We start from the raw sequence: 14455 nt of genomic DNA, 5'->3' as shown, positions 1-14455 counted from the left end.
TACATTCGAGTAAACGAGGAGGAAGGTTCAATGAACACGGTGGAAGATCACCAGACCATGGATGGTACTGCGAGTTCCGGCATCGTAAGTGGCAGAATGGTGAGAGGCTTAATCGCTCGATTATGCATCGCACTGCTTCTGGTAGCCAGCATGGGTTCCATGCATCTTTTTACGTCGGCTGCCGAGGCGGCTGGCCCGGATCTTGGCGTAACTGCTCAGAAGTCGTGGGAAGCTCTGCTTAAGAAGGCGGATGCCCAGACGAAAGCTTCTCTTCAACAAACGTATCAAAAAGTGGGCACATGGACGACGCAGGAGCAGAGCTGGGAGCAGAAAACCAAAACCCTTCATACAGCGAATACGGCTGAGTTAGCCAGGCTTCGTCAGGAAATACGAAAAACGGATGAAGCGAAACTGGCTGCACTGGCCGATACGCTGAAGCGTGCCCAAACCCGGTATGAGCCGATGTTTACATTGTACACGGCGGTCAACAAGCAGCTCGCTGCAGCCAGAGCAGCCAAAAACAAGGATTGGACTGCCGCGCTCCGTGCTCAGGCAGACACGCTGAAACCTGCTGTACAGCTGGCGAAGGCAGACATTCGCATCAAGAAACAGCAGTTGGCTGATGCTCGCAAACGCAAAAGTACAGAGGATAAGCGTCTGCGCACCATGCTTGCGGCTGCAGACCCGTTCAAGAAACAGATTCAAACCGCCAAAAAACAGGCAAGCCTGTCCAAAGAGCGATATACGAACGCATTGAAATTGTTCAAGCAGAATATCAAAGACGGCCAGCCTTCACGTGTATTAAGTTCACTGAATCAGCTCTCTTCTGCTGCGGAGAAGTGGGCTGGATCCAAACAAAATATCTACACATTGGAGCAAAAAGTTGCGGATACCTACCTGAAAGTGAAAAAAGAACTGGACAAGAAGTCGTAATAAGTGGAAACCCTGCCAGTACCCCAGGCGTACACCACTTTAGATGCAGACAGACGAAGGATCAGAGGTGACCCTGTTGCAGTTAAAGTTAAACACCGAAGGTACGGCGAGGCCGTGGTATAGACGCAAGCCATATTGGATTCCGGGCGTGATCGTAATGGTAACTATACTTACTCTTTATATCGGCGCACAGATTACACCCAAAATTCCTATTTTCTTTTTGAAAACACTAATCAAGCTTGCTCCATCTGATTCAGATGTCGTTATGGCTGAAGGGGTAAGCCATCTAAAGGATGTCGCCTATATTGATGGGGGACGCAGCAACAGTACGATGGATATCTACTATCCGTCAGCAGCGACTGAATTGCTGCCTGTTGTCTTGTGGGTGCATGGGGGCGGTTGGGTCTTGGGTGACAAAAAAGACATAGCCGACTATGCGATGCAGTTGGCTGAGCGGGGGTTCGTGGTCGTCAGTATGAACTATGCACTTGCACCAGATGCCACATATCCGACGCCTGTATTCCAAACCAATCAGGCCCTGACTTATATTCAGGATCATGCCACAGAATTTAAGGGAGATCCCCAAAATATTTTTCTCGCAGGCAATTCTGCGGGTGCTCAAATTGCCAGTCAGACCGCAGCAGTGGTTACGAATCAGGCCCTTGCTCAGCTTATGAATATACAACCCTCGATTGACCCAGAAGAGCTGCGAGGTGTTCTTCTATACTGTGGACCTTATAATATGAGTACCGTTGGCGAAAGCGGGTTTCCTCTCATCCGGACATTCCTCTGGTCGTATACGGGAATCAAAGCTTTTGAAGAATTTACTCGTCTGGATGAGATGTCGACGGTGCTGCAGGTTACGCCGAGCTATCCGCCTTCATTTATTACTTCAGGCAATCATGACCCGTTAACCGGGCAATCGGTTGAACTGGCACAGACCCTGAAGCGACTGGATGTTGAGACGGAAACGCTGTTTTTTACCGCTTCGACAGAAAACCTGGGGCATGACTATCAATTTCAACTTCAGACCGATGGCGGGAAAAGGGCGCTGGAGGAGGCTGTCCGATTTTTGCAGAAGCATCGTCGATGAAGCAGCCGGACTATGGTACACTCAGGTGTAAACGATGTGCAGGAGGCTATGAATGGCTGATAAAGAAGATTTGACCCGATTCGGCGTGGCATTCCCTACTCCGCTGATTGAACAGTTTGATGAATATATCGAAGAGCGTGGGTACAAAAATCGGTCGGAGGCGTTTCGTGATCTGGTTCGCAAAACATTGCTGGAGCCTTCCCGTCTGCGGTCCGAGCAGGATGTGGCAGGAACGATTGTCATGGTCTATGATCACCATATTAGTGATCTGCCGGTCCGTTTAATGGAACTGCAGCATCTGGCCCATCATGACATTATCTCCAACATGCACGTACATCTGAACCACGACCAATGCTTAGAGGTTATCGCTGTAAGAGGGAACCTCGGGCGCTTGCGCCATCTGCATCAACAAATTCAGGTGCAAAAAGGGGTGCTCTATGCCGAGCTCTCTGTTACATATGTGGATGAGCTGAACGAACTCGCAAGCCGCCACAGCCATGATCACCATCACGGCGAACACCATCATGAATGAGATGAATCAATATGATGAATCTTTTCCGAGCAGTATGTCCCCGGAATAGCTTAATGTCCGTTGTTATTTGTTATTTTGGAACGCAATTGACAGCATCCGTGTGCCACGAGTCGAAACTGGAGGCATACAAGTTGCCGTGAGTTCTCGTTCAAACGTTTCTACTAAATCAAGTATGTAGCCGGCTACTTAGTCGGCTTTTTTCGTTAAGCTAACGGGCAGGTTAGTTCAATGACTAACCTTCACATCGAAAAATATTTGCAACACTTTCCCTTGGATAATCGTTCCTAATATGTAGGAGGGTGTTGCACGATGAGGTCTAAAATAGTGTTAATTTGTTTATTTTTATTATTACTTTCGGGATGTTTAGATGGAAGAGACATAAAAAGAAATCTGACGATGGGAAATGTAACGCAGTCTATTAAAGGACAAAGTATCAAACTAAGTGAGAAGGGAAAAATCAACGAACCATTTGTAGTTTTAGACAATGTGAAGCCCTACGGGTATAGGATCGGGAATAGCGTCAGTAATGACGAATCGGTAAATTTGCTAGTTTATGTGTTCCAGTCGGAAAAGGCACGAGGGGAAGCACGTGAATCTTTTAACGAGCGTTTGCAAAACGCAAATCTAATAACATATCCAAATATATATGAGAAAAAGAACATTATGATAGTTTACTTCAACGAATCAGAAGTAGATCGGTCGTTCGATGAGCAGCTGAAAAAAACAATTCAAAGCATGTGACATCCCACATTTTCTTAATAAAGGGGAAGTGATCTATACTGAGTTAAGAAGGCTATATTAAGAATTCCCTAATGAACTAACGGGAAACGATAGCGTTATAAAACAAAGAAAGCAGCCGATCAAAGTGATCGGCTGCTTTTGTTCAACTAACGGGTAGGTTTGCCTGGCATTTGTAGATATTTAACGCCAAAATTTTTTATAAACATCAAATAAAAATGATGAATTTAGAATATAGTGTCTCTTCAACTTTACCTCCTATAAAGGCTTATACAACTTGTGCTGGTGGAGCAGATTTATCGGGCGCCATGAAATTCAATGGGTGAACTGTCTAACAAGTAGGGCGAGATATTTTCTTTTATAAGCTCAAGGGTATAACTTTGACGTCCCTCATTAAAGAAAGGAATCTTTTTGTTTTATCCAATACTCAGGTCTAATGATAAATCAAACCGGAGCCTAATTTCCAAGTGGGGCACCTGGTTTTATTACCATTAATTGGACGTTAAAACATATACTTATATGTGATAAGTTTAATAGGCTAAATTTACATATTGGAGAGTGCAAAAGATATGCCTAAAAGAATACTTATTTTGATTTGCTGTTTTACTATGATATTTGGGAGCCTTCCTTTCTACACGATGGCAAAAGGGAATGACAAGTATAATATTGAGCTTGCATTAAACCCAAAAGAAACAGACTCATTTTTATGGAGTGATGCCCTAAAAGAAGGAAATGAACATTATCTTAATGATGATTTCAAGAATTCGGATAAAACAGACGGATCTGCAAAGTTAAAATTCTCTATTGATGAAATAGATGAAACTTCAGTACATATTATTGGGGAAGGTAAGATTAAAGTTAAATCGATTGAAAAATTTAAGTTTTTGATGGATGGAGAGCTAACGAAATATACCGTAAATAATCAAACTGTCTATTTTGGTCCTGTTATTGCTGAGGCTAAAAATGAAAAAAACATAGATATTGATACGGTGATTACTCTGTTCATTGATCCTCAGACCGAGAAAGTTTATGTTACAGAGACCTATGGAACATTACAAAGTGACAATGGGGTTGGCATCTTGGCTTTTGGAGAGGTACCCTCAAGTTATTTGGAATTGAAAGATCAAATTATTTCGGATATGGAAAATTCTGATGAACAAAAGGTAGCTTCATCTACACCATCAAAATTCAACAGCAATTTTTGGACAGGAGTGGCTCACGCCGAAACTCTTAAAATAGACTCGGCGAGTACGTTCAACTATAAAACATCATTTATGACTCAGGCGATAGGTAAAACTGGAACAGCTACAGGCACACCAAGTAGTTTCCCGGCAGCAAAATATGCTACTCTGGGCGTCAATATATACACTAGAGAGAGACCACAAGCGGGAAATGGTTCTTCCATGATCGAAACAAGACTTTGGAGTAACACACCTGCTGTAGAAGAGTATCTTAAAGCCACAGAGGATAATATGTATGGAACAGAAGTAATGACGGCTTACTTAGACATGTTCGTTGTCGGTGCAGGTAACTCATCATTACTAATCAATTATCGAAAAGATCTAAGTTATCCCCTTGATAGCACACCAGTTAAAGCTATACAAATTCCAATTTTAAAGGGCTATTTGAAAAAAGCCTATAACCTTCTGGCTACCACTTGGGCTGCTTATCAAAACGCTACATTAGGGGTAACTACAACGACAATAGATTCGAATGTCATGAGTAGTTGGAAAGCGTATGCTGAGCGCAAAATAAGGAGTACAACAGGGAACGGCGCTATTGCCAAGAAAGCAGATCTTCCAAATAAAACTGCAGGAGTGACCTCTTCCGCAGACTTAGATGGAGGTACTGCGGCATACTTCTTCTTTGAGGAGCAAACAGATGGTACGAATAAAATGTTTATTAAAGCTAAGGCAGTATACCTATGTAATATTGGAAAATCACTAGCCTTCTTTGTAACGCCAAAAATTGAGACATATTACAGTCATGAATTTTAGTTACTATCAGTTATTGGAGGCAATTCATTATATTTAACCAAAATTTTAACGGGGTGTTCACTTGAAAAGAAAGCTCATATATCTCTTAGGCCTTTTGATCATTATTTGTGGTGTAGTATACGTAGTTCAAGAAAATATTAAGGAAAAACAAAACGATAATCCACAAACTTTATATTTATTGAACGGAGTAATATGGCAAACTCAATTGCGGATAAGCGATACGTTGACCTACGCGGTGGAAAATAATAAACTTGATATCGAATTTATACGTTCCCTGCTTACACTTTACGGTTATGAATCCGATGCCTTATATGTTGCGCTTGATAACAAGTATCAACATCTGCTAAATGGCCCGAATACGAGTGACTATATTTACGAAACATTCAAAGAAAATAAACTCTCAACAGAGCAGATGGATCTTTTGAAAAAGCTCTCTACTCTATATAAAGATCTATCATTGCAGCAGAGCCAATTAATCAGTGAAGATGGAGTATTTAATGATAAGATCTGGGGGAACATCTTATCGATCGATAATGAAATAATTACGCTGGTTTCGCTTTTTTGATTAAATTAAGTCGGGCTGTTTTTTGATTCGTATTATCCAAAGAAGTCCAGCAAATGGTGTTGCATGATGTTCCTTTACTTCTAAAGAACGGCAGTGTGTTCGTTCCTGTTCGTTTTGTGGCAGAGCAGTTAAATACTTCCGTCGAATACATGGGAAGCATGAAAATGGTCATTAAACTAACCGGAAACGATAGCGCTATAAAACAAGAAAGCAGCTGATCAAGTGATCGGCTGCTTTTGTTCAACTAACGGGCAGAATCGTTTTAGATTCGACGAGGTTACATTTTTGAGTTTGAAAAGTACCTATGCTATCATTTACATTACTTTTATTGCTAGATTAACAGCGAAGCTCAAGCGCTCAATCATTTACACAACTATTTATAAGAGGAGTGGCTTACTTTGAGAAGCGTCAACATACATATTAGGGAAATTTCCGTCGATGATGCTGCTGGACTACTCCAGTTGCAGATAGAAAACCGTGATTTCTTTGAGAGCTACGCACCGACACGCACCGACGAATTTTATACGATGGAAGGACAGCTCAAGCGTATCGAAAAGCAGGCAGAAGATCGAAAAAATGACCAAGCATATAATTTTGGAATCTTTACAAACACCGATAATATGTTAGTGGGGACGGTAAGCCTTTTCCACGTGATGCGGGGCCCTCTTCAAAGTGCATATATCGGATACGACTTAGATCAAAAAAGTAACGGTAGAGGCTACACGACTGAGGCTGTTCGGTTAGTCGTTGACTATGGCTTCAATACATTGAAATTACATAGACTTGAAGCAGGGGCCATGACGCATAATATCGCTTCAATTCGAGTGCTGGAGAAGGCTGGTTTTCAAAAAGAAGGCATTGCTCGACAGAATGTTCATATTAATGGAAAATGGGAGGATCATCAGATTCTCGCGATTCTTAACCCAGACAGTTAGTTCTGTAGAATATGAGTAGTACTGCGTCTAAATCGAGAAGCAGCCGACCATAGTGATCGGCTGCTTTTGTTTTACCAACGGACGGAACAGCTAATATCGCAAATAATAATATACATAAACTGACTCTTCCTATGGTTCGTTTGCGGAGACGTTTTAAGCAGTACTTTCGTTTCGAGTACAAACGTTCCTGCCTTGGCGTTTAGCAATCGATTAGTTACTCGAAGTTCTCAATCACGATTTTACCTGTCATACGTCCTTCTTCCAGTATGGCATGGGCTTTACGCAAATTGGCTGCATTGATGGGAGAGAGGATCTGGGCAACCGTAGTTCGTAAGCGTCCTTCATCGATCATACGGGAAACTTCGTTTAACAGGTTGTGCTGTTCAATCATATCCGAAGTCTGGAATAATGGTCTGGTGAACATCAGCTCCCAGGCAAAAGTGACGCTTTTGTTTTTCAGTAAGGTCAGATCGAGCAGCTCATCCGTCTCCACAATGGAGCAGATTTTCCCTTGGGGAGCAATGGCTTCAGCCATATTGACCCAATGCTTCTCCGTACTGTTCAAGCAGAAAATATAGTCAACATATTCTAAACCTAGTGCTTTGAGCTGAGGGAGAAATGCTTCGTAATGATTGATGATGTGGTCGGCTCCCATGTTTTTAGCCCACTCAGCAGATTCCGGACGTGAAGCTGTGCCGATGACAGTCAAACCAGCGTGTTTGGCCAGTTGTGTCGCAATAGAACCAACACCACCCGCTGCCCCGATGATCAAAATGGTTTTACCTTCGTTGCGCTCGGTGGCAGCAGGCACACCCAAACGATCAAATAATCCTTCCCAAGCGGTGATGGCGGTTAACGGCAGAGCGGCAGCATGCGCAAATTCCAGTGTTGCTGGTTTAAAACCGACGATTCTCTCATCAACGAGGTGAAATTCGCTATTCCCACCAGGACGGTCAATGCTGCCGGCATAATATACTTCATCGCCGGGTTTAAACAGTGAAGATTCCGGTCCGGCTTGTTCAACGACACCTGCAACATCCCAACCGAGAACCTTTGGCGTGTTTTCGGTCCGATTTTTGGGAGCGCGCACTTTAACGTCGACGGGATTAACAGAAATGGCTTTGACTCGGATCAGCAAGTCTCTCCCTGTAGGTTCAGGTACATCCATCATAACGTCCAGCAAGCTCTCAGGTTGATTAATGGGTAAATACTTCAGCAAGCCGATGGCTTTCATTTGTCGGTTTGACATGGTCGTTTCCTCCTTGAATGTACATCACTTATTGCTTTCTGGTTGTAATATAACGTATATTAACTATCGTGAATAGTACGCACAATAGTGTGATGTAGTATCAATTTGTATACTGTAAAAAAGGAGGATAAATACATGCGTGACCGCAAATCGGGATATGGCCAATGCCCGAATGAAGAAGGTTGTCCCGTCGAGTATACGTTGGATGTCATTGGCGGCAAGTGGAAGGGTGTACTTTTGTATCATATGATCGAAGGTCCTGTACGATTTAATGAGTTTCGCAGAATATGTCCGACGATTACGCAGAGAATGCTGACGCTACAGCTTCGAGAGCTTGAAGAAGACGGGATTGTGCACCGTGAGGTGTACCCGCAAGTTCCTCCCAAAGTGGAATACTCGCTATCGGAATTCGGACGCACATTAGTGCCGATCATTATGGAAATGAAAATCTGGGGAGAAAAACACAAAAATTTATCAAATGCTGCTTCTAGACAGACAGAAAACGTGGTTGAATCCGTAGTGGATTCGATGTGACCTTCGATGGTCAATTTGATAAGTACCTTATAGTATTACTATTAAAATTGTTTAATTAATTACAATCTTCGTTATAGTTCATTGAACTAACGGGTAATGATAGCTCAATAATAACCATGAAAGCAGCTGATCCATGTGATCGGCTGCTTTTGTTCAGTTTACGTGCAAAATATTACTCAAAACAAGAAGTACTCGGCCTATATAAAAGGTTCCTTAAAAGATATAAAGAATAAAAAGATATTCAACCAAATCTCATCTAAGTGTGGTGGCTTTGAAAAAAAATAATAAAAAGGGGGAGACAAAGTGACTCAGGAAGAAGTATTGAAGGGTGGAAATGTGAACCACATTATACGAAAGGAGAATATGGTTCTCCGTCCCACTGGTTATTGGAGTCCGAGTGTTCATGAGCTGCTCAAACATTTAGAGAAGCAAAGATTTGAGGGAGCACCAAGATTTCTCGGAACCGACGACTCTGACCGTGAAATAGTATCATTCATCCCAGGGGAAGTCCCAGGAAACGAGTACCCTGAGCTTGAACCCTACATGTGGTCAGATGAAACGCTTGTGGGTTTAGCCTGTCTTTTACGCCGTTTTCATGATGCGACTGAAGGATCAACTCTCTTGGCTAATGGCGAGTGGCAGCTTAGTTATGTCAACGAGCGTGAGCACGAAGTGATATGCCATAATGACGCTGCGTTGTATAACGTTGTCTTTCAAAATGAGATTCCTGCAGCGCTGATTGATTTTGACATGGCTGGCCCCGGTCCCCGCATGTGGGACATTGCGTATACACTTTATACATCGGTTCCTCTTGCCAGCTTCCAGCCTAACCATACCTCGGAAAAAACGGTGGTATATGAAACAGATTTGCACTCTAGAGAGCGAAGTCGACGAATCCATCTGTTTTTCGAATCATATGGAATTCCCATCCCTAATGAACTGTGTCAGTGGATTATTCAACGATTGACAACGATGTGTGATACGTTGAGGAATGGTGCTGCCGAAGGGAATTTGGCCTTTCAAAAAATGGTGGATGAAGGACACTTGGCTCACTATGAGAGAGAGATTCGATTTGTAACAGATCATTTCAATGATTGGATTAAGAATTAAGTATTCTGCTAACGGGAAACGATAGCGTTAAAATAAAGAAAGCAGCTGATCAATATGATCGGCTGTTTTTGTTCAACTAAAGGGCAGTTTTGCTGAATAGATCTGCTGAGTAGTGGAGCATCTGGCCTCTCACGGTTGGTTGCAGACAAGAAAGATTAAAAATTGTAAGGTAAAGGAGAAATCCGGCAGATATGAAAATGATTAAAAACTACCTATGACGCACATGCGTCATGGGTAGTTTTTAATATCATTTTCATACGTTCAGGAGGGGCCGTGGTGAAATAGCGATGTCCTAATCACTTCGTTGGACAGACAGAGTGGAAAGACAGAGTTGTGTAAAAATGGCCACCGACCAAGAACGGCCATTCTTCGTATACATTCCCGAACCGACTTACTTGACCGGCCCCATCCAGGTTGAAATCGTCTTCTGCTGGTGCGGCAACGGCGGTTTCAACTTCCCGTTATCGATCAAATGCTTCAAAATATAAGCGACCAGCCGGCCTCCGCCGGTGTTGCCTCTCACCATGTAAGCAAGCTGCGGCTCCAAATGCTTCGGCTGATTTTGCAGGAACAGGTTGAGCATTTTGTCGTAGAGCTTGCCGACAGCAGGCGCATACAGAGCGGACAAATCCGGCATTGCCTTGTTCAACCGATCCAACGTTTGCGGAGAGTCGATCCAAACCGCATTGAACTTGTACCCCTCTTCGGTCTTGCGGATGTACCCCTTCTCCAGCAGGAACGAATATTGCTCGGCGTTCTCTTCGTTGTCGGGCAGTTCCCCTTGTTGGAACGCATGACAAATCTCGACATTCCGGTATTCCAGGAAACGCCAATCCATCTCGCGGTCGCTCCAGTACGTACTGAATTGCCACAAATATAAGGGAGTGTCTTCGACGTAGCGGAGCGACGGACCGAAGGTGACGTAACTACTCATATCAAAACCTGGATCGGTATAGTGGCTCCGATTTAACGCTGCATAGGCAATATATTGACCTCCATCCTTTCGTATTGGTGCGACTGCGTCGAAGTTTTCGCCCGCTGGCATGCTCCGCCAAGATTGCTCCTCGATGTTCTTGGGCAGCAAGGTCCAGAGCAGGAAGTTATAGTCGCCGTCCGGAACGTACACCCCGCTGTCCTCGACTTGACGGCGAGCTTCCATTAACGCGTCAAAATGAACATCGGCCACTTCGGCAGCGCAATCTTGCCAAAATTGATGACCTGCTACGGCCAATTCGAAGAGGTCCCAGATGATGGTGTTGCTTTGATATTTGCCGGGAGAGGTTTGGATGAGAAAATTGTAATCGGCCAGGTGCTGGACTTCGTCTTCCAACAAAGACGGCGGCATACCCAGTTCCTCCGCGATTTGATGTACGGTCCGCGCCTTGTGATAAGCCGCGTAAACGATATTTTGCGCCAAGGCGCGTCCAAGAAAATCGTTGGTTTCGCCCAGTTTGCCGGCCGAACCGGTATGGCCCATTTCCCCCATGCTGACCGGATTGACACTTAAAGTTCCTGTTGTACGCATACGTTTCATCCCTTTCCGTAACTTCTTTTTAGCCTCGCTCAAATGCCACTTCACCGTGCCTACAGGAATGTTCAGAGCAATCGCGATATCGCCGATTTTAAGCTCGTCGTAGTAATGCATGACCACGATTCGGCGATGGATGTCGGACAGAAACACGACTTCTCGGCGGAGCTCGTGGTAAGCTTCGGTTACCAGCAGCCGGTCAAGCGGCTCCCGGGAAGGGGAAGCAGATAGTTCGGACATGCCGTTGATTTCGATCACTTGGGGAGCGTGCGCACGCTTTTTCAACCAATTCACCCAAGTGTATCGGGCAACCGTCCAGACGTAAGCGTCAAGGCTTCTAATGTCCCGCACCCCGGAGAAGGATTTCAACAACTGCAGCATAATCTCCTGAGCCAGATCCTCCGCCTCGGTCCGCTGCTTGACCCGGTTTAACGCAAAACCGAAAATCGGTTTAACATAGCTCCGAATCGCTTCCGCTGCTTCTTTTTCGTTTTTACCAGTTGAATCCATCTTTTGCCTCCATAGTTACATCTGTAATTCCTGACAATTATATAGTGTGCCAGGCGAAATAAAGGTTGGGATTATTTTTTAAAAAAATTTGGACGTCCTACCGTTTCACTCATACACGTATAATTACAAACATCATGAGTAGGTCATTTAAATGGTTAAAGAGACGTTATAAACTTTTTGTTAAACAAGATAAAGATTACTTTAGATATAAAGGTCTCACATTTAGTATATAAAGATACTTCTTTTACGTTCAACTATGGGAGGATACAAACTAGGAGCACGAGCCGAAGTTCTTCTTCGGGTACTTGGGGTACTCCTTCGTTCCGTAGTTAACCAGGAGTGGTCTCGATTAATTATTCAAATGCATAATAGAGGTTCATTAAACTAACGGGAAACTTTAGATTAATATAATAGAGCGACAGTTGGTCATTAGGATCGACTGTTTTTTTATTGAGAAACCATTTACACAGCCCAGCTATGTTTCTTCCATATACACCTTGTTTCTGCAGAGGAACAGCTTTGACTAAGAAAAGCTAATACTAAGTAAGGGCTATTGAAAAAGTTTTTTCTTCTACTGAACCTTTTCCCGCACGGGAGCGAATTAAGATTTGTATCACGTTCAGGAGGGGCCCCCATGAATGATAAAGAGTTAATTCAATCGCTTGAAAAAGCAATACTTGGTGATGAGTCAGCTTTCCAGCTGGTCTATCAGGCGACTCACCAAGATGTCTATCGGACCGTTGCTTTTCTCGTCTACAACAAACAGGATATTGAGGAAATTGTGAACGAAGTATACATGCACATGTGGCGGTCATATCAGAAATACGACCCTAACCGACCATTCCGGTTTTGGTTGCACGGGATCACTGTCCATCTTGTACAGGATTGGAAAAGAAAGACCAGGAGACGAATTCGCCTTTTTGAACGAAATCGCCAGATGACTTGTGAACAACAGTTCGACTGGACGGACAAAGTAGTCTTGCAGTCCGAAATGCAGCATGAGCTCTTTAGCCTTGTCCGCCAGTTATCGTACAAACTACGTGTGGTCGTCATCCTGCGCTATTTTCACGATTATACCTTGGAAGAAATTGCGGACATGTTGCAGATCCCCGTTGGCACAGTTAAATCCAGGCATCATCTAGCACGGAAAGAACTCCGGAAACGATATGAAATGACAGGAGGAGACGTGTATGTCCATTGACAAAGAGTTGAGTGATGAACTTCGCCAGGTGGCGGATTCGATGCACTGCCCACCCGAGTTGTATGGACGTGTACGACAGTCCTATCAACACTATGTTAAAGAGAAGAGAGGTAGATCTCCTATGAAAAAACGCATGCTCGCAGGTATTGCTGCAGTAGCAATCCTCATTCCGTCTGCCGCATTTGCTGCTTCCTATCTGGCCGATGATATTTTTGGTTCTTCTTCGATCATTGAACAGAAAGGTGGCACACAAGAAGACTATCAAGAGATTGAAGGGATGCTTCAGGCAGCAAAAGGCAAGCTCACGGAAGATGAGTTTAAAGAATATATGGAACTGACAAAGCAGTTGATGGTATTAAAGCTGAAGATCACTGATGAAAATGGGGTCAGTCATGAGGAGAAATTGACCCCAAAAGAGCAGCAGCAATTTGAGCAACTAGCCACCAAGTTGTCCCCTTATTTCGAGAAGATTAACGAAACGGTCAAGCCGTAATAATGAAAGCTGGAACCCGTCTTGTATTTAGCATTCAACTAACGTAGAAACGAGAGCTCAATAAAACCAAGGAAGCAGCTGATCAATATGATTGGCTGCTTTTGTTCAACTAACGGGCAGGTTAGCATGAGGTAGCGGAAGGATATATATAATGAGTCTTTCTGGTCTACTAGTTAGATGATATTATAAAAGTGTTATAGGGGGCTATGATGCGTAAATATCTTTTTGTTTTGTGTTTAGTTTTTGTGTACGTTTCTTTGGTTACGGGGTGTAGTTTTCTGGGCGTAAATACCTCAGTAAAAGATGCCAAATTATCCAAATATTCTTCAAGTGAGTTGCAGGCATTATTGAAATCGATAGCACACCATGTTGATCACAATGTATCAGGGAAAAAACAAAGAATATACTACGAATCTGATATTGGAAAAATTGTTGTGCAGGCAGAACTAACGGACAGTGAAGTCGAAGAGCTTAACAAGCAGTTTGGAGAAGAGTTAATTAGTTTAAAACCTGTAGATAACGAGGAGTTTATCGGTTTAACTCCATCACAAAACAACCCTTTTCTCCAGTAAAAATACATGGCTTAGATAAATGGTTATTGCGGGATTTCGCTGACGGGAAACGGTAGCCCAACTACTTTTAAAGGAGACTAGCATGCGCTGTTCGGATCGTCATGTGTGGATAGAAGCTGAAAGCTGGCCTGTAGGCTCATGGGACATTAATGATGCTAATACGGATGTAATTGTAGTATTTCCGGATCGCTCAAAATGGGGTGCTAGCTTTTTCACTTACCAAAATATACAGACGTTAAGGCAGAAGAATATACAAACTGGTGAGTGCATGAAAGGTGCATATTTCTGGTCTAGCGACATGGTGTTAATTGACTTCATAAGCCGGGGAAGAATTGAAAAAATTGTGGACCATTTGATAGAAAGCGATAATTTTCAAAAGATCTTTAATCGGTACCCTGATGTAGATGTGGAAGAAGAGAATAACTATCCTGTTGGATTTTTTAAAGAATCATTAAACTAAAATGG

At 43.3% G+C, this 14455-nt stretch carries 16 protein-coding genes; 14 read left to right on the top strand and 2 right to left on the bottom strand.

The features are described 5' to 3' along the window. Window positions 1-30 precede the first annotated feature (30 nt). From ABIC22_RS04570 to ABIC22_RS04535, 8 genes are all read left to right on the top strand, one after another. Window positions 31-933: a hypothetical protein gene (locus ABIC22_RS04570; protein ID WP_354478716.1), complete on the top strand. Its 903-nt coding sequence runs from the start codon at window positions 31-33 to the stop codon at window positions 931-933. A gap of 43 nt (window positions 934-976) precedes the next feature. Continuing rightward, window positions 977-2026, top strand: a complete 1050-nt coding sequence (locus ABIC22_RS04565) for an alpha/beta hydrolase (protein WP_354478713.1) — start codon at window positions 977-979, stop codon at window positions 2024-2026. Window positions 2027-2078: 52 nt separating this feature from the next. After that, window positions 2079-2558: a nickel-responsive transcriptional regulator NikR gene (gene nikR, locus ABIC22_RS04560; RefSeq protein ID WP_251641291.1), complete on the top strand. Its 480-nt coding sequence runs from the start codon at window positions 2079-2081 to the stop codon at window positions 2556-2558. A 309-nt stretch (window positions 2559-2867) separates the two neighbouring features. Next, complete coding sequence (locus tag ABIC22_RS04555) at window positions 2868-3299, top strand: hypothetical protein (RefSeq protein ID WP_354478710.1); 432 nt, start codon at window positions 2868-2870, stop codon at window positions 3297-3299. A 566-nt stretch (window positions 3300-3865) separates the two neighbouring features. After that, entirely contained in the window at window positions 3866-5293 is a 1428-nt protein-coding gene (locus ABIC22_RS04550; RefSeq protein ID WP_354478707.1) for a hypothetical protein, read from the top strand. A 61-nt stretch (window positions 5294-5354) separates the two neighbouring features. Beyond that, window positions 5355-5858 (top strand): hypothetical protein, encoded by a 504-nt coding sequence (locus tag ABIC22_RS04545; RefSeq protein ID WP_354478704.1) that lies wholly within the window; start codon window positions 5355-5357, stop codon window positions 5856-5858. Window positions 5859-5911: 53 nt separating this feature from the next. Next, on the top strand, window positions 5912-6076 hold the full coding sequence (locus ABIC22_RS04540; RefSeq protein ID WP_354478701.1) for a stalk domain-containing protein: 165 nt from the start codon (window positions 5912-5914) through the stop codon (window positions 6074-6076). A 180-nt stretch (window positions 6077-6256) separates the two neighbouring features. Next, a complete protein-coding gene (locus ABIC22_RS04535) occupies window positions 6257-6793 on the top strand; it encodes a GNAT family N-acetyltransferase (protein WP_354478698.1) in 537 nt (178 codons plus the stop codon). A 214-nt stretch (window positions 6794-7007) separates the two neighbouring features. Here the strand turns inward: ABIC22_RS04535 and ABIC22_RS04530 are convergent, their stop codons facing one another. After that, the gene (locus ABIC22_RS04530; protein ID WP_354478695.1) at window positions 7008-8042 is read right to left on the bottom strand and encodes a zinc-binding alcohol dehydrogenase family protein; all 1035 of its coding nucleotides are present in this window, start codon (window positions 8040-8042) and stop codon (window positions 7008-7010) included. Window positions 8043-8177: 135 nt separating this feature from the next. Between ABIC22_RS04530 and ABIC22_RS04525 the strand changes: the two genes are divergently transcribed. Beyond that, window positions 8178-8576 (top strand): winged helix-turn-helix transcriptional regulator, encoded by a 399-nt coding sequence (locus ABIC22_RS04525; RefSeq protein ID WP_354478693.1) that lies wholly within the window; start codon window positions 8178-8180, stop codon window positions 8574-8576. A gap of 303 nt (window positions 8577-8879) precedes the next feature. Further along, on the top strand, window positions 8880-9686 hold the full coding sequence (locus ABIC22_RS04520; protein ID WP_354478690.1) for an aminoglycoside phosphotransferase family protein: 807 nt from the start codon (window positions 8880-8882) through the stop codon (window positions 9684-9686). 391 nt (window positions 9687-10077) lie between these two features. On the opposite strand, the gene ABIC22_RS04515 is transcribed toward ABIC22_RS04520, so the two are convergent. Next, window positions 10078-11724: an RNA polymerase sigma factor gene (locus ABIC22_RS04515; protein WP_354478687.1), complete on the bottom strand. Its 1647-nt coding sequence runs from the start codon at window positions 11722-11724 to the stop codon at window positions 10078-10080. 634 nt (window positions 11725-12358) lie between these two features. Here ABIC22_RS04515 and ABIC22_RS04510 point away from each other — a divergent pair. The 4 genes from ABIC22_RS04510 (at window position 12359) to ABIC22_RS04495 (ending at window position 14450) form a co-directional block, all read left to right on the top strand. Next, a complete protein-coding gene (locus tag ABIC22_RS04510) occupies window positions 12359-12925 on the top strand; it encodes a sigma-70 family RNA polymerase sigma factor (protein ID WP_354478684.1) in 567 nt (188 codons plus the stop codon). Further along, complete coding sequence (locus tag ABIC22_RS04505) at window positions 12915-13418, top strand: DUF3600 domain-containing protein (RefSeq protein WP_354478682.1); 504 nt, start codon at window positions 12915-12917, stop codon at window positions 13416-13418. The genes ABIC22_RS04510 and ABIC22_RS04505 overlap by 11 nt, the downstream gene beginning before the upstream one ends. Before the next feature lie 209 nt (window positions 13419-13627). Beyond that, entirely contained in the window at window positions 13628-13990 is a 363-nt protein-coding gene (locus tag ABIC22_RS04500) for a hypothetical protein (protein ID WP_354478679.1), read from the top strand. A gap of 82 nt (window positions 13991-14072) precedes the next feature. Next, the gene (locus ABIC22_RS04495) at window positions 14073-14450 is read left to right on the top strand and encodes a hypothetical protein (protein WP_354478676.1); all 378 of its coding nucleotides are present in this window, start codon (window positions 14073-14075) and stop codon (window positions 14448-14450) included. The last annotated feature ends 5 nt before the right edge of the window (window positions 14451-14455 follow it).

Origin of the sequence: Paenibacillus sp. PvP094 (assembly GCF_040546835.1) — a bacterium.
Lineage (GTDB): Bacteria > Bacillota > Bacilli > Paenibacillales > Paenibacillaceae > Paenibacillus > Paenibacillus illinoisensis.
Note: the sequence above shows the minus strand (reverse complement) of the source record. Positions and strands in the feature narration are given on the sequence as shown.

Coding starts and splice junctions, on each gene's coding strand:
- ABIC22_RS04515 (WP_354478687.1), bottom strand. CDS start 11,724: ATGGATTCAACTGGTAAAAACGAAAAAGAAGCAGCGGAAGCGATTCGG.
- ABIC22_RS04540 (WP_354478701.1), top strand. CDS start 5,912: ATGGTGTTGCATGATGTTCCTTTACTTCTAAAGAACGGCAGTGTGTTC.
- ABIC22_RS04525 (WP_354478693.1), top strand. CDS start 8,178: ATGCGTGACCGCAAATCGGGATATGGCCAATGCCCGAATGAAGAAGGT.
- ABIC22_RS04550 (WP_354478707.1), top strand. CDS start 3,866: ATGCCTAAAAGAATACTTATTTTGATTTGCTGTTTTACTATGATATTT.
- ABIC22_RS04500 (WP_354478679.1), top strand. CDS start 13,628: ATGCGTAAATATCTTTTTGTTTTGTGTTTAGTTTTTGTGTACGTTTCT.
- nikR (WP_251641291.1), top strand. CDS start 2,079: ATGGCTGATAAAGAAGATTTGACCCGATTCGGCGTGGCATTCCCTACT.
- ABIC22_RS04530 (WP_354478695.1), bottom strand. CDS start 8,042: ATGTCAAACCGACAAATGAAAGCCATCGGCTTGCTGAAGTATTTACCC.
- ABIC22_RS04495 (WP_354478676.1), top strand. CDS start 14,073: ATGCGCTGTTCGGATCGTCATGTGTGGATAGAAGCTGAAAGCTGGCCT.
- ABIC22_RS04570 (WP_354478716.1), top strand. CDS start 31: ATGAACACGGTGGAAGATCACCAGACCATGGATGGTACTGCGAGTTCC.
- ABIC22_RS04510 (WP_354478684.1), top strand. CDS start 12,359: ATGAATGATAAAGAGTTAATTCAATCGCTTGAAAAAGCAATACTTGGT.
- ABIC22_RS04505 (WP_354478682.1), top strand. CDS start 12,915: ATGTCCATTGACAAAGAGTTGAGTGATGAACTTCGCCAGGTGGCGGAT.
- ABIC22_RS04565 (WP_354478713.1), top strand. CDS start 977: ATGCAGACAGACGAAGGATCAGAGGTGACCCTGTTGCAGTTAAAGTTA.
- ABIC22_RS04555 (WP_354478710.1), top strand. CDS start 2,868: ATGAGGTCTAAAATAGTGTTAATTTGTTTATTTTTATTATTACTTTCG.